This window comes from Parachitinimonas caeni (assembly GCF_030129945.1).
GTDB lineage: Bacteria > Pseudomonadota > Gammaproteobacteria > Burkholderiales > Chitinimonadaceae > Parachitinimonas > Parachitinimonas caeni.
The window spans coordinates 45,193-63,941 of sequence record NZ_JARRAF010000004.1 but is presented as its reverse complement, the minus strand read 5'-3'; the positions used below and the strand labels follow the sequence as shown (position 1 = coordinate 63,941).

At 56.3% G+C, this 18,749-nt stretch carries 18 protein-coding genes; 5 read left to right on the top strand and 13 right to left on the bottom strand.

Going from position 1 to position 18,749, the window contains the following annotated elements; genetic code table 11:
* Positions 1-8: 8 nt before the first annotated feature.
* Positions 9-1,136, bottom strand: coding sequence for a 23S rRNA (adenine(2503)-C(2))-methyltransferase RlmN (rlmN, locus tag PZA18_RS04500; RefSeq protein ID WP_284099604.1), 1,128 nt, complete (start codon positions 1,134-1,136; stop codon positions 9-11).
* Positions 1,137-1,164: 28 nt separating this feature from the next.
* The gene (gene ndk / locus PZA18_RS04495; protein WP_284099603.1) at positions 1,165-1,590 is read right to left on the bottom strand and encodes a nucleoside-diphosphate kinase; all 426 of its coding nucleotides are present in this window, start codon (positions 1,588-1,590) and stop codon (positions 1,165-1,167) included.
* Between the two features lie 144 nt (positions 1,591-1,734).
* Between ndk and PZA18_RS04490 the strand changes: the two genes are divergently transcribed.
* Positions 1,735-2,772 (top strand): SPOR domain-containing protein, encoded by a 1,038-nt coding sequence (locus tag PZA18_RS04490; protein WP_284099602.1) that lies wholly within the window; start codon positions 1,735-1,737, stop codon positions 2,770-2,772.
* An 87-nt stretch (positions 2,773-2,859) separates the two neighbouring features.
* Here the strand turns inward: PZA18_RS04490 and tilS are convergent, their stop codons facing one another.
* From tilS to rsmI, 3 genes are all read right to left on the bottom strand, one after another.
* On the bottom strand, positions 2,860-4,149 hold the full coding sequence (tilS, locus tag PZA18_RS04485; protein ID WP_284099765.1) for a tRNA lysidine(34) synthetase TilS: 1,290 nt from the start codon (positions 4,147-4,149) through the stop codon (positions 2,860-2,862).
* Positions 4,150-4,186: 37 nt separating this feature from the next.
* Entirely contained in the window at positions 4,187-5,155 is a 969-nt protein-coding gene (locus tag PZA18_RS04480; RefSeq protein WP_284099601.1) for an acetyl-CoA carboxylase carboxyltransferase subunit alpha, read from the bottom strand.
* A 119-nt stretch (positions 5,156-5,274) separates the two neighbouring features.
* Positions 5,275-6,099 carry a 16S rRNA (cytidine(1402)-2'-O)-methyltransferase gene (rsmI, locus tag PZA18_RS04475; protein ID WP_284099600.1) on the bottom strand — a complete coding sequence of 275 codons (825 nt, stop codon included), beginning with the start codon at positions 6,097-6,099 and terminating at the stop codon, positions 5,275-5,277.
* A gap of 39 nt (positions 6,100-6,138) precedes the next feature.
* Between rsmI and PZA18_RS04470 the strand changes: the two genes are divergently transcribed.
* The 4 genes from PZA18_RS04470 (at position 6,139) to PZA18_RS04455 (ending at position 8,983) form a co-directional block, all read left to right on the top strand.
* Positions 6,139-7,317 (top strand): penicillin-binding protein activator, encoded by a 1,179-nt coding sequence (locus tag PZA18_RS04470; RefSeq protein WP_284099599.1) that lies wholly within the window; start codon positions 6,139-6,141, stop codon positions 7,315-7,317.
* 5 nt (positions 7,318-7,322) lie between these two features.
* Positions 7,323-7,667 (top strand): YraN family protein, encoded by a 345-nt coding sequence (locus PZA18_RS04465; RefSeq protein ID WP_284099598.1) that lies wholly within the window; start codon positions 7,323-7,325, stop codon positions 7,665-7,667.
* Positions 7,668-7,823: 156 nt separating this feature from the next.
* The gene (locus tag PZA18_RS04460; protein ID WP_284099597.1) at positions 7,824-8,414 is read left to right on the top strand and encodes a phosphoheptose isomerase; all 591 of its coding nucleotides are present in this window, start codon (positions 7,824-7,826) and stop codon (positions 8,412-8,414) included.
* Positions 8,411-8,983: a BON domain-containing protein gene (locus PZA18_RS04455; RefSeq protein ID WP_284099596.1), complete on the top strand. Its 573-nt coding sequence runs from the start codon at positions 8,411-8,413 to the stop codon at positions 8,981-8,983. Before PZA18_RS04460 ends, PZA18_RS04455 begins: the two co-directional genes overlap by 4 nt.
* Positions 8,984-9,150: 167 nt before the next feature.
* Here the strand turns inward: PZA18_RS04455 and PZA18_RS04450 are convergent, their stop codons facing one another.
* The 8 genes from PZA18_RS04450 to PZA18_RS04415 form a co-directional block, all read right to left on the bottom strand.
* Positions 9,151-9,636: a YajQ family cyclic di-GMP-binding protein gene (locus tag PZA18_RS04450; protein WP_284099595.1), complete on the bottom strand. Its 486-nt coding sequence runs from the start codon at positions 9,634-9,636 to the stop codon at positions 9,151-9,153.
* Between the two features lie 9 nt (positions 9,637-9,645).
* Positions 9,646-9,963 (bottom strand): pyrimidine/purine nucleoside phosphorylase, encoded by a 318-nt coding sequence (gene ppnP / locus PZA18_RS04445; RefSeq protein ID WP_331488595.1) that lies wholly within the window; start codon positions 9,961-9,963, stop codon positions 9,646-9,648.
* Between the two features lie 64 nt (positions 9,964-10,027).
* Complete coding sequence (locus tag PZA18_RS04440; protein WP_284099593.1) at positions 10,028-11,245, bottom strand: argininosuccinate synthase; 1,218 nt, start codon at positions 11,243-11,245, stop codon at positions 10,028-10,030.
* A gap of 20 nt (positions 11,246-11,265) precedes the next feature.
* Positions 11,266-11,631 carry a 5-carboxymethyl-2-hydroxymuconate Delta-isomerase gene (locus tag PZA18_RS04435; protein ID WP_284099592.1) on the bottom strand — a complete coding sequence of 122 codons (366 nt, stop codon included), beginning with the start codon at positions 11,629-11,631 and terminating at the stop codon, positions 11,266-11,268.
* A 115-nt stretch (positions 11,632-11,746) separates the two neighbouring features.
* The gene (argF, locus tag PZA18_RS04430; RefSeq protein WP_284099591.1) at positions 11,747-12,667 is read right to left on the bottom strand and encodes an ornithine carbamoyltransferase; all 921 of its coding nucleotides are present in this window, start codon (positions 12,665-12,667) and stop codon (positions 11,747-11,749) included.
* A gap of 261 nt (positions 12,668-12,928) precedes the next feature.
* Positions 12,929-14,746, bottom strand: a complete 1,818-nt coding sequence (locus tag PZA18_RS04425) for a tetratricopeptide repeat-containing diguanylate cyclase (protein ID WP_284099590.1) — start codon at positions 14,744-14,746, stop codon at positions 12,929-12,931.
* A 121-nt stretch (positions 14,747-14,867) separates the two neighbouring features.
* A complete protein-coding gene (locus PZA18_RS04420) occupies positions 14,868-16,682 on the bottom strand; it encodes a GGDEF domain-containing protein (protein WP_284099589.1) in 1,815 nt (604 codons plus the stop codon).
* Complete coding sequence (locus PZA18_RS04415) at positions 16,679-18,430, bottom strand: diguanylate cyclase (RefSeq protein ID WP_284099588.1); 1,752 nt, start codon at positions 18,428-18,430, stop codon at positions 16,679-16,681. The genes PZA18_RS04420 and PZA18_RS04415 overlap by 4 nt, the downstream gene beginning before the upstream one ends.
* Between the last annotated feature and the right edge of the window lie 319 nt (positions 18,431-18,749).

Genomic DNA, 18,749 nt, shown 5'->3' with positions numbered 1-18,749 from the left:
CCCAAGCCTCATGCATTTGGTTTTGTGGGAGCGCTCATTGCCGAATTTACCTCAACAAGCGAAATCTGCTGCCGCCGAGCCTGACGTTTTGTCTTGTCCTGCACCTGACCCGCCAACTGACCACATGCCGCGTCAATGTCATCCCCTCGAGTCTTGCGTACGGTCACTACATAGCCGTTTTGAATCAACGCATCTCGAAATCTTCGAATGGACTCCTGCGAAGATCGTTTGTAGCCGGAATTTGGGAACGGGTTAAAAGGTATCAGGTTAAACTTGCAAGGCACATCTCTCACTAAGCGCAACAACTGTTCAATATGCTGGTCTGTGTCATTGACCCCATCCAGCATAACATATTCGAATGTGATGAAATCTCTCGGAGCTTTCTCAAGATAGCGCAAACACGCCGCCATCAGCTCATTCAATGGGTATTTTCGGTTAATCGGGACTATCTCGTCACGCAATAGATCATTCGGCGCATGCAGGCTAACGGCCATTGCAACCGGGCATGCATCTCGCAACCTATCCATTGCCGGAACGATACCTGAGGTCGATAAGGTGACGCGACGCCGTGACAAGCCATAAGCATTGTCATCCAGCATCAGACGCATAGCTGCGACTACGTTGTCAAAATTAGCAAGTGGCTCCCCCATGCCCATCATGACAACATTTGAAATGATTCTTTCACCCTTAGGGTCTCTGCCCAAAGCACGATTCGCCCACCATAGCTGGCCGATGATTTCAGCGACGCTTAGGTTCCGGTTAAAGCCTTGGCGGCCGGTCGAGCAAAAGGTGCACTCCAGGGCACAGCCCACTTGAGATGAAACACATAAGGTCCCGCGATCATCTTCAGGGATAAAGACAGTTTCCACGCCATTACCGGTGCCAACATCCAGCAACCACTTACGTGTTCCATCTTCGGAAATCTGTTCTGCCATCAAGGCCGGGGGCGTGACCGTTGCTTCTGCGGCAAGATTTGCCCGAAACGACTTGGCAATATCGGTCATTTTTTCAAAGTCCGATTCGCCGAAGTGGTGAATCCATCTCATTAACTGCTTGGCACGAAATGGCTTCTCCCCCCTTTCCTGCAAATATGCCGATAGGGCGGCGAAGTCGAAATCGAGCAAATTCGTAGTCATATTCCCGGCCTTACACTGCTACAACAAATTAACGGCTATACACTTCTGAAGACGGGAAGAAGTAAGCAACTTCAATCGCAGCATTTTCTGCACTATCAGAGCCATGAACTGCGTTGGCGTCAATGGAGTCAGCGAAATCCGCGCGGATGGTGCCCTTATCTGCTTTCTTCGGATCGGTAGCGCCCATGAGTTCACGATTTTTCAGGACGGCAGACTCACCTTCCAACACCTGAATCATGACTGGGCCGGATACCATGAAGTCAACCAGATCCTTGAAGAAAGGACGCTCACGATGTACAGCATAGAACCCTTCTGCCTCAGCACGGGAGAGATGCTTCATCTTGGCTGCAACAACCTTGAGGCCAGCAGCTTCAAAACGAGCATAGATTTGCCCCACTACATTTTTTGCTACTGCATCGGGTTTAATGATGGACAGGGTACGTTCGACAGCCATTGAAAATCTCCAAAACTGGTAATTATGACGAGCATGAAAATCTGAGAAAACAAGCTAAGCAAGCTGATTCTTCAGTTGGCAGCGTGCTTGCTGCCCAAAATACGACCGAATATTCTAACAGCTTTTACAAGCAGTGCGTCAGCGATGCCTAATTCGACCAAGACTGGAAACCTCCCGGTGCAATCAGAAAAATCTGAATCAAAACAAAATACTGCTTCAGACCATGATTTACTGGAACAAAGAGAAATGCGACGTCGGCTAGGCAATAAACTTGCCATTGCCGTTGTCCTGATTGTTCTTGTCGCCATTGCAATCCCACTCATTGACCAGCTGGAATCCAAGCCGCCCGCAAAAATCGAGGGGCCGCAGATAAATACTGCCCAAAGTGGAATAACGCCTCCCCATGTCGATGCTCCGGCAAAGCAAACTGAGGTAATCTCAAGCAAGCCCGAAACCCCTGCAGAAGGCCACCCCAGCGCGACTCCGAAAGCAGATGATGCCCCCGTGGAGGCGACTACCCCTGCTAAAGCGGCACCTACGGATGAAGCCGTAACGCAACCAAGCTCAATACCAGGCAAACCCCAAGCAGAGGTCAAAGCCGCCCCGGTTAGCCCGGCAGTACCTACAACACCACTGGCGCAATCAACAGCAGCGGGTTCAACACAAGTCTCGCCGTCCCCCGCGAGGAATGAAGGAACCCCCATCCCCAAGCCAAAGACCCAGACCGCTGCTGCAGAGATGCAGGCAACGACGCCCCCAGCTCAGACCACACCCCGAACCGCACCAATCAATAGCGGATCAAAACCCCCAACGCCTCAGATGGGATCATCAAAAACCGAGCCATCACTCGCCATCGTAACGCCCCCTTCGTCCGCCACGACCAAAACTGTGTCCATCCCTCCAGTCGCCACCGAAGCAGCCAAGGCTGAGCAGGCAATTATTGCGCTCGCAACAGGCGCACTACCTCCGAATAGTAAAGGCTATCTGGTACAAGCCGGGGTATTCGGTAGCGCCCAAAATGCGGACAAGCTCCTGCAGAAATTACATGCAGCCGGGTTGCCAGCCCATTTGGAAACCAGAGTTCAGGTAGGACCTTTTGCCAATAAGGCGGAAGCGGATATGACCATCCGACGGTTAAGAGAGTTGGGAATCACTCCAATTCTCCAGCCTCCCGCACCCTAAGTCGCTATTAACTCGGTCAGGAAAGGAAAAGGTTTTGCGACACTAACCCTGTCAAAAAAACTTTGACAACCCGGATCTAAATCAAGCTTAGATCCATCTTGGCAAATCCCGGTCAGGCCAATCATTTGGCCTCCACTGAGGTCTGAAACCATCGATCGATTGGTATTCGGCGGCAATAGCCAAACTTGGCACGGCAACCAGAGCATCACCATCAAATAACAGCGGCCAGCGCTTACGTAACCAGGGCGGAATATCCGCCTCTTGAAACAAGTGCTTGACCGGCCTTAGCGGCCGCCCTGGACCGGGACGGATAAGCTCACCCCCGCTTCGGGGTCGTATCGTCAATCGGGGCAATATGGACCGATCAATGCCACGCTCAGGCACAATTTCAAACCGCATCTCCCCTCCCCAGTCTTTCAATGTCAGATTGGCTTGGCCTTGCCAACCCAATGAAACTGGCGATGGATTCAGGGTCAGATCATCCACAAACAGCTTTTCCCGGTAGCGTCGAAAAGCCCGCTTGCCTTGCACCAGAACCGGCATAGCATCTGCCGCTCCATTCCACAGTTGGCGAGCCCACTCTTCCAGCTGCCGGCCAGTCAGGCTGACCTTATATCGAGCCATGAACCAGCGCAGGGCATTAAGCTTGCGTCGATCCGGTAACGAGGCCAATCGGGCCAGGTCAAGCACGCCGTTCCAGAGTCCACAATCCAGCTCGGCCAGATCGTCCGTGAGACTGGCAGTCATGCCCATCTGGCGGGATGTTGCATCAAGCACCTCCGCACAGTCATCGAATCGTGACTTCAGTAACGGAACAACTTCGTTTCTTAGAAAATTCCGGTCAAATCGGGAGTCTTGATTACTTTCGTCCTCAACCCAACCCGCCCCCTCCTGCAACATCCAGGCTTGCAGTGCGGTGCGCGGGGTTTGCAACAATGGGCGCCACAATATGGTGCCAGATTCAAGCTTGCGCTGAGCTGGCATTGCCGCCATCCCACGTACGCCACCGCCGCGTAATAACTGCAGAAGTACCGTTTCAGCTTGATCGTCCAAGTGGTGCGCCAAGGCCACGATATCCGTCTGCAACGCTTCGTAAACTTCATAACGGGCGCGACGGGCTTCAGCTTCCAGGCTTTGGCCACCATGTCGCCTTACAACGACACGAAACACCTGCAGTGGAACCTCCAAACGCTCACACAGCCGTTGGCAACTTTCCGCCCAATAATCTGCATTCGGAGATAGGCCATGATGAACATGCACAGCCCTTAAAATGTGGGGGATCGAATCCTGCAGTTGATGGAGAACCCGCAGCAGGCATACGGAATCCAATCCTCCAGAAAGCCCCACGGTAACCGCTCGACCAGCCAGATCCGGCATGGATCGAGCTACTCGAATCGGCAAGGCATCGCCGGAATCAGCCGATGGCAACTTCCTTGAATTTGCCATACCCCATCAGCCGCTCGAAGCGGGCTTCCAGTAATTCGTCGATTGATTTGTCCTGCAATTGCTTGAGTGCATCTTGAAGACTTTTGCGCAGGGTTGTGATCATGGCTTGCGGATCACGGTGTGCGCCGCCACAAGGCTCCGTCAATACTTTGTCAACCAGACCCATTGTTTTGAGGCGCGTTGCAGTAATGCCCAAGGTCTCAGCGGCCTCAGGTGCCTTTTCGGCGCTCTTCCACAGGATCGAAGCACAACCTTCCGGGGAAATAACCGAGTAGGTCGCGTACTGCAGCATTTGCACAATGTCGCCAATAGCAATCGCCAGCGCACCACCCGATCCCCCCTCGCCAATGACCGTGACAATAACGGGCACTTTCAGACGGGTCATTTCAAACAAATTGCGGCCGATTGCCTCGGACTGGCCTCGCTCTTCAGCCCCAACACCGGGGTAGGCCCCTGTGGTATCAACAAATGTCAGCACCGGAATTCCGAATTTTTCGGCCAGTCGCATCATTCTGAGAGCCTTGCGATAGCCTTCCGGACGGGGCATGCCAAAGTTTCGGAAAATCTTTTCTTTGGTATCTCGACCTTTCTGATGGCCAATCACCATGATGGTCTGGCCATTGAAGCGGGCCAATCCGCCCACGATCGCCGGGTCATCAGAGAAGGCTCGATCGCCGTGCAATTCTTCGAAGTCGGAAAACAATCCCTTGATGTAGTCCAAGGTATAGGGCCGCTGTGGGTGGCGGGCCACCTGGGAAATCTGCCAAGGGGTGAGCTTGGCGTAAATCGACTTGGTAAGTTCCTGGCTCTTCTTCTGCAGATGACCAATTTCAACTGATATATCTACCGCTGAATCATCCTGAACAAAGCGCAGCTGTTCAATCTTGCCTTCCAGTTCCGCTATCGGTTGCTCGAAGTCGAGAAAGGTGGTTTTCATCGCTCAGACCCGCTTCTGTTGGCGCATCACAACGCCAGTTTGTCAGTTGGAAAAGCAGCCCGGCTCCCGGCCGGGAGGGGCTGTACGCGGCGGATCATACCGCAATCCTTGGCAACACCCTACCCTGCCGACAGGGCTTTTTTGAGATCAAGCGCTCGCTCGTACAGGCGATTGCGGGGGGCGCCAGAAATCTCCGCAGCCAGCTTAACTGCTTGTTTTACGGGGAGTTCTGATAACAATGTCGTGAGTAGATCATCCCATTCATCCTCGCCATCTGCCTGCATTTCGGCAGCCTCAATCAGCAGGACAATCTCCCCCCTTTGCTGATTGGTGTCGGCCGCGACCCAGGTCGCAAGCTCGTGCAACGGGGCGCGCCGGATGGTTTCAAAGGTCTTGGTTAACTCTCTAGCCAGCACGCCAATCCGGTCAGCACCCATGATGGCAACCAAATCATTGAGACATTCTTCGATGCGATGGGGCGCTTCAAACAGCACCAGGGTATGAGGTAGTTTGCTCAACGGCTCCAGCTCCCTGCGGCGAGCTTGGGCTTTAGAGTCGGTAAAGCCGTGAAAATAGAACCTTGGGGAGATCATTCCGCCCGCCGCCAAAGCCGCCAGCACCGCAGACGGGCCCGGAATCGGTACCACTTTGAAGCCCGCAGCATGCACTGCGGCGACCAAACGGCTACCGGGATCACTGACCGCAGGGGTACCTGCATCAGAGATCTGAGCCACCGCTTCCCCACGCTTTAACCGCTCAATCACTTTGTCGGCCGCTTCACGCTCGTTGTGCTCTCTCAGGCTGAACAGCGGGGTTTGAACACCAAAACTGCGCAACAGCTGCCCGCTGACACGGGTATCTTCCGCTGCAACAACATCTACCGCAGCCAGTACAGCCAACGCGCGCGGGCTAAGATCAGTTCGATTCCCAATAGGAGTAGCCACCACATATAATGCAGGCTTCTCTACGGATTGTGCTTCGCTATGCAAGGTCTTGCTCCATTCTGGCGGACAAAAGGTTCGCTGATCGGCACTATTCTGGCCGGGTCGCTACTATACGGAGGAGCCACCGCCGCTGCCAGCGCAGCCGAGGCCAGCCCGCAGGCGGAACCTCCTACGCCCCATATTGCTTTGCTGCTCCCCATCAAGTCCAAGTCTCTCGGCACCGTTGCTGAGGCGATCAAGAGTGGTGCCGTAGCGGCTCAAGCCAAGTTGGCTGAAAGCCGTACCCCTATCTTGCGCCTTTACCCAACCGGAGAAAAAGAGGAAGACACGGTCACCCAATATAAACGTGCGCTGGCAGAAGGGGCCGTCGGCGTAATTGGCCCGGTTACACGGCCGGCTATCAGCCAAATCGCTGCAACGGGCCGACTGGACATTCCTGTTTTGGCGCTGAATGCTCTTGATGACGGCGCATTGAGCGTCACCAATCTATATGGCGTCGGTTTGTCGATCGAGTCGGAAGCCAGGGAAATTGCCAGACTGATGCGAGAGGATGGCAGAAGCCGGCCCGCCGTCATCCTGACCGATGCCCCACTCACCAAGCGGATGCAACAAGCCTTTTCTGCGGAATGGCAGATCAAAGGTGGTAGCACAACCCCAGTTGTCTACGACGCCAAAACCGTTGGGCTGGCGAAACTCAAAGAACTGCTTAACCAGGCCGACGCCGACGCCGTTTTCCTGGCATCAGATCTAAAAAAAGCACGGCTGGTAAGGCCCTATATCGGTAATGATCGTCCGGTCTACGCGACTTCCCAGATTTGGGGGGGCAAATTTGGCAAGACAGCGGCCAATGTTGACCTGCTCGGCATCAAGTTTGTCGATATGCCCTGGCTGCTTGATCCACACAACCCCGAAGTAGCCGCGTATGCCTCCCCCGACAAGCCCCTCTCGGCAGATTTGTCCCGGCTCTACGCTCTGGGCATAGATGCGTATCGACTGTCGTTGCAACTGATCGTTGCCGAAGCCGGTGTTGCGATTGAGATGCAAGGGGTGACAGGGGGCCTGCGCCTCGATAAGTCACGGGAATTTCATCGGCATCCCGTAAGGGGAGAAATCGGCGGCGAACCGTTGACACCCCCACCGCCCGCCAGCCCGCCTGCAGAGACCCCAGCGGAGACCAGCGCAAGCGGCACCACCCCCAACCCTTCGACGGCACGCTAAGCGCAATGAATCGAACAGGCGCCACGGCAGAGGCATTGGCCGTGGCCTTTCTGCGGCAACAGGGTCTGGATATCCTTGCGCAGAACTGGCGTTGCCGCTTTGGCGAAATCGACATCATTGCCAGGGACGGTAGCTGTGTGGTGTTCGTAGAAGTACGCAAACGCAGCAATCTGCGCTATGGCGGGGCCGCCAGCAGTATTACTTCCGCCAAAATGAAAAAGCTGGTGGCGACTGCTGAGCACTATCTCTCCACCTTGCCAAGGACACCCGCCTGTCGCTTTGATGCCATATTATTCGAAGGTGATCAGGCCATTGAGTGGATAAAGAATGCTTTTCAGGCTGGTGGCTGAGGTAGGTCGTTATACCAACCAGAAGCGTCGCCGCAATGCCAGATTGCCGGCTTTGTTCCGGCATGCGAAAACGACCCCGTTGTGTTGCCAGATGAGGAACCAAAGCCCCTTCTGGTACGTCACTTCCAACAATTAATCCTTTTGCGGTACCCCGATATGGAACTTGTTAATCGCGTAAGCCAACATTTTCTCGACAGCATTGCAGTCAAACAGGCTGCAGTGAACACGCTGTCCGTGCCTATTGCTACCTCCGCTGAGCGCATGGTCGCCGCGCTGATGGCGGACGGGAAGATTCTTGCCTGTGGGAATGGCGGCTCCGCTGCAGATGCGCAGCATTTTGCCGCCGAGATGCTGGGAAGGTTTGAAAAGGAAAGGCCGGGGCTTGCAGCCATCGCCATCACCACCGACTCCTCGGCGCTGACGGCCATCGCCAATGATTACGACTACGAGCTGGTGTTTTCAAAGCAGGTTCGCGCCCTGGGTCAACCTGGTGACGTATTGCTGGCCATCTCGACCTCAGGCAACTCTGCCAATGTGGTGGAAGCCATCCATGCCGCCCACGAACGGCAAATGACCGTCATTGCACTTACCGGCCGAGATGGCGGCAAGATCGCTGAAATCCTGTCCGGCGAAGACATTCTGCTGAATGTGGATACCCAACGAACTGCACGGATTCAGGAGACCCATATTCTGGTCATCCATTGCCTGTGTGATGCCATCGACTACATCCTGCTGGGGGGAGAATGATGCGCGGCAAATTGATTGCGCTCGCCATCGCATGCGCGCTTCCTTTGCTGAATGGCTGCGCGCCGCTGGTAGTGGTTGGAGCCGGCACCGGCATGAGCCTGATCAACGACCGGCGGGCTACCGCAACGGTCTGGACCGATCAGCAAATCGAATTGCGCACCGTAGACAAGATTCACAACAAATTCGGCACGGCCACGCATGTCAATGTCACCAGCTTCAACAAGACGGTGTTGCTGACAGGTGAAGCGCCTGATGAAGCCACGCGTGCTGAAGTCGAAAAAATGGCGCAGACAACGCCCGATGTAAAAAAAGTCTTCAATGAAGTCGTCGTCGCTCCAGCCTCTGGGGTGGCCGCGCGCAGCAGCGACACCGCTCTGACAGCCAAGGTCAAGACCGGCATGTTCGAAGCGGGAAAATTCTCGCCAGTACATGTGAAAGTGGTAACTGAACGGAGCGTTGTTTACCTGCTGGGGCTGGTCAAACAACAAGAAGGGCGTGATGCCGCCGAGATCGCCAGCAAGACTGCGGGCGTCAGCCGCGTTGAAACGTTTTACGAATACATTGATTAGGCTGTGTTGAAGCTTTGCTTCCAATCGCCCCAAGCTTAGGCAGATTGAGCCCAGTTCAGGTAGGCGAAAAACAGAACCCGAATAGGCTCCTCCTTACGGAAACAGAGAGTTGCCCCAAACAATACGGGCCGGTCATTTGACCGGCCCGTATTGTTTTAAATGCGCGCTTAGTCGCGGAAATTCTGATACTGCAAAGGAAAGTCTGTAATCGACTTTCTGATCAAGGCAATCGCTTCCTGCAGATTGTCACGCTTGGCGCCAGTAATACGCACCGCATCCCCTTGTATCGCCGCCTGGACTTTCAACTTCGAATCTTTGATCAACCGGACAATCTTCTTGGCCAATTCGGTTTCGACCCCAACCTTGACCGTTATAACCTGCTTGACCTTGTTGCCACTGACTTTGCCAACCTCGCCATAATCGAGACAACGCACATCGACATTGCGTTTGGCCAGCTTCGTCAGTAGCACATCCTTAACCTGATCCAGCTGAAAATCCGAATCTGCAAACACGGTCAACACCTTTTCGGATTGCTCGACCCTCGCATCGCTTCCTTTGAAGTCATAACGGTTGGTGACCTCCTTGTTACACTGGTCAACGGCATTGCGTACTTCTACTTCATCGACTTCCGAAACCACATCAAATGACGGCATAGCACTTTCCTAAGCAAAATGACAAACGTAGTGGACCGTCTCAAAGGTTTCAATGTCAAAGCTTGAATTGCCGGCTACCGAGAAGCTCTGGCCGGCTTCAAAGTCAGTCCAGCCCTCTTCCCCTTGAAGCCGGACGCGGCAACGGCCAGCAATCAGCTCCATGACCTCGGGGGCTGCCGTATTGAAAGTCAGGCTGGAAGGCAGAATCACCCCAACCGATTTGCGACTGCCGTCGGCAAAAACCACAGTATGGCTGACACATTTGCCATCGAAATAGACATTGGCCTGCTTGAGTACGGATACGTTGTCGAACTGTTTCACGATCATCCCCTGAAGACAAAAAAGCCCGCGACCTGCGCGGGCATTGCGGTATGGCGATTCGCTTACCAGATCAGCGCTGGCCAAGCTTGGCGGCGATACGCATTCTGAGCGCATTGAGCTTGATGAAGCCAGCGGCATCGGCCTGATTGTAAGCACCGCCATCGTCTTCGAAAGTCGCGATATTAGCGTCAAACAACGACTTTCTGGAATCCCGGCCCACGACAATCACATTGCCTTTGTACAGTTTCAGGCGAACGGTACCGCTGACGCTCTCCTGGCTGGCATCAATCATGGTCTGCAGCATCTTCCGCTCTGGCGCCCACCAGTAGCCGGTGTAGATCAGTTTGGCGTAGCGCGGCATCAGCTCGTCCTTGAGATGGGCAACTTCCCGATCAAGAGTGATGCTTTCAATAGCACGGTGCGCCTTCAGCAGGATCGTTCCACCAGGGGTCTCGTAGCAACCACGCGACTTCATGCCAACGTAGCGATTTTCTACGAGATCGAGCCGACCGATACCATGTTTGCCACCAATGCTGTTGAGCTGGGCCAATACCTGAGCAGGGCTCAGGCGCACGCCGTTGATCGCCACTACATCGCCGCGCTCGTATTCAAGCTCCAGGTATTCAGCCTGGTCTGGCGCCTTCTCTGGGCTAACCGACCAAAGCCACATATCTTCTTCTGGTTCTTTGGCCGGATCTTCCAGCACCTGGCCTTCATAGCTGATGTGCAGGAGGTTGGCATCCATCGAATATGGGCTGCCGCCGTCCTTCTTCTTGGTAATGTCGATGCCGTGCTTCTCGGCATAGGCAAGCAGCTTTTCACGGGAGAGCAAATCCCACTCGCGCCAAGGCGCAATGACTTTGACGTCCGGTTTGAGGGCGTAGTAACCCAGCTCAAACCGCACCTGATCATTACCCTTGCCGGTGGCGCCGTGGCTAACGGCATCTGCCCCGGTCAGATTGGCAATTTCGATCTGGCGCTTGGCGATCAGCGGCCGGGCAATCGAAGTCCCCAGCAGGTATTCCCCCTCGTAGATGGCGTTGGCACGGAACATCGGGAATACAAAGTCCCGCACGAATTCTTCGCGCAGATCATCAATGAAGATGTTCTCAGCAGAAATACCCATAGCCAGCGCCTTCTTGCGGGCTGGCTCCAGCTCTTCGCCCTGGCCAATATCTGCGGTGAAGGTCACAACCTCACATTTGTAGACATCCTGCAGCCACTTGAGAATGACCGATGTATCGAGACCACCTGAGTAAGCGAGAACGACTTTCTTGATTTCAGACATGATGAGCCCTGTAGTGCAATTCAGTGGGAAACAATTTTTTCGTAGCAATCAGCGCGAATATCGACAACTTCGAAGCAGATCTGGCAGGCGCGTTCTGCCAGGGTTGCCGCAAAGTAAGCCGCCACAATCGGTTTGACGGCCGCCACGGCCCGTCGCTTGAAGTTGAGCGGACGACTGTCGAGCAGATGCAGCTTGACGTGTATAAATGCCCGATTCGGGTCGCCGTCGCCAACCCGCCAATCAAGCAGACGATTGGCGCGGCTGCGGATTTCCTCCAGCTGCACATCACCCAAAGCATGCAAAGCGGCATGCAGTTGTGCAAACAGCGCCTGAAAATCTGGCCTTTCGGCTAGATTATCGGAGTAGTCGATCACGATATGGGGCATGAAGAATTCGCTTCAGCATAGGTGGTATGGGTATTTCATGCTCGGATCGCGTACGTCAGCGGAGGGGCTGACGCCCATCACGGACTGTCGCGATCAAAATACCTCTCAACAGCGCCTAATCATTGACCTTGCCGATCAGAAGGTATTCAAGCAAGGCTTTCTGGGTATGCATGCGGTTTTCCGCCTCGTCCCAGACAATCGAATTCACCCCATCCAATACCTCCGGATCCACTTCCTCGCCCCGATGTGCCGGCAGGCAATGCATGAAGACCGCCTCAGGCTTGGCGTGGCTCATCAACTGGGTAGTCACTTTGTAGTTGAGGAAATCGACCCGTCGCTGCAGGCTCTCGCGCTCAAAGCCCATCGAGACACACACATCGGTAGCAACGATATCCGCGCCCTTGACCGCCTCGACCGGATCAACCATTTCTTCCAGAACATCCGGCCCGAATACCTCACCATCGAGCGGCTTCATCTCGTAGCCTTTGGGGCGGGCAATCCTGACCTTGAAGTTGAACAGCTGGGCTGCCTGCAACCACGACCGGACGATGTTATTGGTATCGCCGATCCAAGCCAGTGTTTTGCCCTCGATCGGGCCACGATGCTCGATAAAGGTGTAAACGTCCGCCAGGGTCTGGCATGGGTGATATTCATTGGTCAGACCATTAATGACCGGTGCATCGCAATTACGGGCGAAGGTGTCGATGATGGTCTGCTCGAAGGTGCGGATCATCACCACATCCACCATGCGCCCCATCACGCGTGCGACATCCTCAATCGGTTCGCCTCTTCCCAGTTGTGTGTCCTTGGAGTTGATGAACATGGCGTGCCCACCAAGCTGGGCCATGCCCGCCTCGAACGACACCCGGGTGCGGGTCGATGACTTCTCAAACACCATTGCCAGCACCTTGCCTCGCAGCGGCTCATGTCGCTCCCCGGCCTTGTGGCGTTGTTTCAGAATGCGGGTACGCTCGAACAGGTACACGAGTTCTTCTTTGGTGAAGTCATTGAACCGAAGGAAATGTTTGGCTGACATGATGGAACCTTATCGCTTTGTTATACCCTGACCCTGCGGACGCCCCGCCTCGGCACTGCGCCACACCAATACAGTCGCGGCTTTACGGGGACGGGGCCTGCATCCGGCAGTTTGCAGGTGAAGGCAAGATGTTTAACCGATGAAGTCAGCTAAGGCAAGTAGGATTTGCTGCAATGCGACAGAATTTTATTAATTTGCGACGCAAATTTTATGAGAAACGACCCGGCTGATGCCATTGCCGCTATGCCAGAGCAAACCAGATCAGGGGGCGACTTCAATGCGATTGCGTCCACCAGCCTTGGCGCGGTAAAGCGCGGCATCAGCAGCCTGTAGCAAACTTTCAGAATCCCGGCCGTGATGGGGAAAGCCGGCAACCCCGGCGGAAAAGGTCAGGCCGCCCAGAGCCAGTCCGTCCAGAGTCAACGTTGCATCGCGAAAGCCGCCAAGCAGTTTATTGACACGCCCAACCGCCTGCTCGACCGAAATGTCCGCCATGACAATGCAAAACTCCTCGCCCCCGTAGCGGCTGGCAAAGTCACTGCCGCGAATGTTTTCCCGCAGCAGATGCGCCAGCGCCATCAACACCTTGTCGCCAGCCGGATGACCAAAGCGGTCGTTGACGGACTTGAAATGATCAACATCCATCAGCACCACACACAGGGTATAAAAACGCCGCTCGGCAAGCTTGAGCTCGTTGAACAACTCATCGTGCAGGTAACGGCGATTGTAGAGATCGGTCAACGGATCGCGTATCACCTGCTCCCGCAAGGCATTCTGCAAGCGCTCGATCTGCTCGACCTTGTGTTTGAGTTCGTCGTTCAGCGCCTCCAGCTCGCGCTGCGCTCGTTCGGCTTCCGCTTGCTTGAGTCGCGCAAAATCACGCTCGCGCTTAGCCTCAATCAATTCATTCTGGATTTGCAGGGTCTGCAGGCGTGCCCTGGAAGTATTGCCCAGATGTTGTTCATATAACTCATGATGACGTCGGTGGTAGCGATAAGCCTGCTGCCAGTCGCCAATCAAGGCATAAGTCTCTGCGGTTTCCCGCATTACCTGACAGGCGTAGTAGAGATCCTGCAGGCCAACGAGCTTCGACTCTGCCATCTGTAGCGCTTCAAGCGAGGCGGCCAGTTGCCCCAAGCCACGAAGAATCAGCCCTTTGACCCACCAGCAATGCACACCGACCCGTACCTCATGCGCCGCCTCGGCATGAATCTGAGCATTTTCGATGTAGTCGGTGGCAAGTTCCCAATCGCCCCGGCTGGCAAAGGTGTGGGCAGCAATCGCCTCGAAAAAGGCGTAATCGCCCCCCGAGGTAATCTGCCGTTTCTGGCTCAGAAATGGCCGGATGATGTCGTAAGCCCCTTCAGGATCGCCAGAAATCAACAGGCTGGCCGCCAGATTGCCTGCTACCAGCTGCATATAGTTTTCCAACCTATGGTTGGAGACCACGGCCATCGCCTCCAGCAGTAGCTGCTTGGCATCCTCGTAGTTGCCCAGCTCGTGCTGAGTGGAGCCCAGATTTGACAGGATGATGGCCAGACTGCTCGGGCTGCCATCCTGCCTCGCGACATCCAGTGTTCGATACAGATAGCGCAACCCGTCTACATTGCGCCCCGTTTCAAAGCTGGCCACGCCCAGCGTGTTGTACACCACAAACTGATCAAACAGCCGCCCAACCCGCTCAGCCAGATCGGCTGCTTCCAGCGCCAGGGCATAAGCCTGGTCCTGCCGGTTGAAGCGCGACTCCACAATCGCCTGCCCGCACAACGCAATCATGCGCGCACGCTCATCGGCCTGAACCGGCGCCAGCAGCAGCAACTCACGCAAGCGGGCAACGCCCTCCTCGAATCGACCATAGCGTATGGCAAAAAACGCCAATGTCAGGTCCGCATAGTGGCACCCCATTGCATCATCCCGCGACACAGCCAGTGCTCGGGCGGCTTCTGCCAGCTCCTGCGAACGGGTCGGATCCTGATACTGCAGACGCCAAGCCTCTTCATTCAACGACGACACGGCATTCCCCGCGCTGTCTTCATGCAGTCGGGCGGCTTCAGCAGTTGGGAAGGTTTGTGGGTTCATCGGCTCATTCTAGGCCCTGTTGGTACTTTTTTGTGGATCGCGTTCTGGCGAAAAGCGGCCAGAGAGAAGGCGCTGTAAATACCGGCAGCGCCCGATGTGCCGATGGGGTTCTCAGGCCGACTCAGGCAGGATGCGGCGCATCGGGTGTACCGGCCACGACCGTGCATCCGCGACCGCTCGCCTTGGCCCGATACAGCGCCTTGTCTGCTGCGGCCAGCAGGCCATCCAGTGAGTCGGCATGCAGGGGATACACCGCAAGTCCGGCCGAGAATTCAATCTTCAGCAGATCACCTTCTACCGTCGTCAAGCGCACGTCATCCAGACGTTTGCGCAAGGTTTCAAGACGCGCCAGGGCAACGTCGGTCTCAACAGCAGGCACTACCAGACAAAACTCCTCGCCACCATAGCGCCCCAGCAGATCCCCCGGCCGCACGCAGCGACGCAGAACCCGAGCAAAAGTGCGCAGAACCAGATCACCCGTGGCGTGGCCGTGCCGGTCATTAACCTGTTTGAAGCGATCCAGATCAATCAGCGCGACCACCACTTGCTGGCGGTCCCGCTGCGCCCGCTCCATGCGCGCCGCAAAGTTCTCGAACAGATAGCGGCGGTTCGAGAGCCCGGTCAAGGCATCCCGGCTGGCGTCAATGCGCAGCCGTCGCTCCAGACGCCGTGCCTCGGCAATCTTGCGCATCAGCTCGGCATTGGTGCTGAGCAACTCGGAATTAGTGGCGTCCAGCAAGGCACGGGCACGCACCGACTGCTCTCGTTCACGCCGAGCCTGTTCGAGCTCCAGCTCCAGCCTGATGGTCTGCGCCCGTGATCGGTTTCCCAGCTGCATGAATTGTCGCCGTAGCGTGCCAAAGTCACGCCAGGCCGCCAGCGCCGCAGTCAGATCCCCCGCTTGTTCGATGGCCTGGGCTCTGGCTTGGGCAATCCAGACGCCAATCGATGGATGCCGTTCTGCCGCCAGTAATGCCCACGACTCGTTCAGGCGCTCGCATGCCTGGTGCAACTCCCCTCGCCGCAAGGCCAGCAGGCCATGCAGGCAGTTGTAGACAGCATGATTGGGGTCGCCCAACGTCGATTCCAACACGGGCAGCGCCCTTTGCAGGCGCTGCTCGGCGCGGTCGAAATCGCCAGCTTCGTAATAGGCGCGGGCAGCGGTAAGGTGAACAAAGCCCTGTGCGTAGACGGGCTGTGCCGCCTCGCCGATCTGTTCCAGGCGCCCCACCAGCTTGAGCGACTCGTTGTAACGCCCTACGCCCAGATAGCACGCCGCCAGCAGGGCCAGGATCTGACCCGTCACCCGGTGGCGGGGGGAGCGCCGCACTTGCTTCCAGGCGGCATCAAGCGCCGCCAGCGCGTCGTCGTCGTTGCCGACGGTTCTTTGGGCAACACCGATATTGGCCAGCACCATTCCCAGCAGCACGGGCTGGTTGGCATGATCCAGCCAGCCAGCGGCCCGGTAAAACCAGCGCAAACCTTCCGGATGCCGGCCAAGATAGGAATACGCCGTCGCGGCGCCGTTACATGACCAGGCAAAGTCTTCGGGATGGCGCTCATCCAGAGGCGCTGCGGCATTTTCGAGATACAGCTCCAACGCCGGTTGCAATTGATGGCGCCGCATCAGGACAAACCCACGCGCATCCCGGGTCAGCCAGATGCCCCGCCGGTCTTCCACGGCCAGCAAGGCCGGCTCAGCCAGACTCAGGCGCTGTTCACCTGCCTCAATCGAGCCATAGCGCAATTCGTGAAAAGCCAGGGACAACTGGGCCCAGCCGCTTTCGGCCTGATTCGACTCCCGCTCCGCCTCTTCCAGCGCACGAAAAGCCAGGCTCCGGGCTTTCTCGGGTTGACTGAACTGGGTAGCCCAGGCGCGGCGGTTCAGTTCTGCCGCATCCAGCCGGTGGCCGCCGCCTGACTTCTTCGCCGTCATGCTGGCAGCTCCAGGTCTGCCGAGTAGCCAATTACCAGCTGCCGGCCCGCGCGCTTGGCGGTGTAGAGCGCCCGATCCGCACATCGCAGCAGCACGTCAGCCCGACAGCCATCTGCCGGGTAAGCGGCCACGCCGGCCGAATAGCTCAACAAGAGACTGGCGGGCGGGCAACGGGTCTTCAGCAACTCGTGCAGAATGTCAGCCAGCCGCGCCACCGCCTGCGGCCCATCGCTCCCCCGCAGAATCAGGCAGAACTCCTCCCCCCCTACCCGGCACGCCACATCGTCGCCACGTAGACGCTCCCGCAAAAAGCGGGCAAGGAACACCAGCGCGGCATCCCCTGCCTGATGGCCATGCTGATCGTTGATCAGCTTGAAAAAATCCAGATCAATCATCGCCACCGCCAGCGGCAATCCATCGTTACGGGCAGCCATCAACTCTCGTGGCAAGGCGTCATCGCAGTAGCGCCGGTTATATAAGCCCGTGAGGGGGTCAACCACCGCCTGTAACCGCAACTGGCATTGCAGGTCTTCCACCTCGACGATATGCCGCGCCAGGCGCTCTCGTTCGTCCGCCAGCTTGCGCTGTGTATCGGCCGCCAGTCCTTGATCATGCTGAGCCACGGCGCGTTCCAGCTTGGCCGCTTTCAACTCGCGCTCCAGCCTCAACCAGCGCGCCCGCGCCTGGCGGGCGCGCTCCGCCTGAGCCGTCTCGGCCGCCAGCATGCGCTTCAGATAACCCAGTGCGGCGGCCGCACCATCAGTCACCTCAGCCAGCTGGGAGGCCAGCTCGTACAAGGTCACCGGCAAATCACTCGACGCCCCAGCCAGACGCGACTCGGCCTCTGCCAGCCAGAGTTTGGCCTGCTGAGTCTGGCCAGTTCGGAACGCCAGCAACGTACGAAGATAGCTCTTGTGTGCCTCGAAACCCTGGCGATTCAGCGGCTCGATCAAATCATCCAGCCCAGCAGCCAGCTGCATGGCCTCATCAGCTCTTCCCAGCAAGGCCAGCACCTTGCTGGTCGTCAGAGTGACATTGGCCTGATGGTATGCGTTGATCCGCTCCGGTTGCAGCGGATAAAACTCCGCAAGCAGAGATTCGGCCCTGGCAATATCGCCCATCCGGCAATGACAGATCGCCAGATTGGCCAAGGCAACCACCCGCATTACATGGTCGGGAAACCGCTGACATAGCTGGCATGCCGCCTCGAACATCGACTGCGCTTCGTCAAACAGCCCATAGCTGACCAGATATTGCCCCAGCTTGTTGTGAACAACCGGCCGGTAGGCCAGATCATCACAAGCCTCAAGCACATCAAGCGCTTCCAGCGCATAACGCAATGCGCCTTCCAGATCCCCCTCAATCGCCAGCGCATCGGCCAAGCCAGAGCGGGCATAAGCCAAGGGCCAAGGCTGGTCTGCATCGCAGGCTGCGTTCAAGACCGAGAGAAATTCAACCCTGGCGCCAATCGCATCCTGCCGTCTCAACCGGATCGCAGCACCAAGAATCTGGGCTATCGACAGGCTCAACGCATCGCCGATGGATGCCAGCCGCAAGCGGGCTTCGGCTAGTTCCCGTTCAGCCAGGTTCAGCTCGCCATGGATAATTTGCCAACGCGCCCGGATCAGACTGCATACGCCGGGCATCAGGCCCACCGCTCCATCCAGCCATGACGAGGTACGGCCAGGCTCCAGCAGCACCGAATCCCATGCGTGTATCAGGTTTTGTGGCCAGGATCGACCGCTCATCGCCATGTCCGCGTGTTGAAAAATTGAAAGGACATATCAAAGCCTAGGCTTTGTTGAGTCCAGATGCCTTTGCGTTCGCGCCAATACAACAGGCGCCCTATTTCCAGCTTATAACCAAGATCGCCAGATAAAATCACTTATGTAATTGATTTTTATCTATTAACTAAGTTTCCGCCCAAAATACCCGCTTAAGCAGTCTGAAAAATATCTGCTACAAATCAATCAGCTAAGCTACACCGGTAAATAGGCATTGTCATAACTCAAATCGTGTCAGTAATCGCCATACTGAGCATTTGTAGCTAAAATACGCGATTAGCTT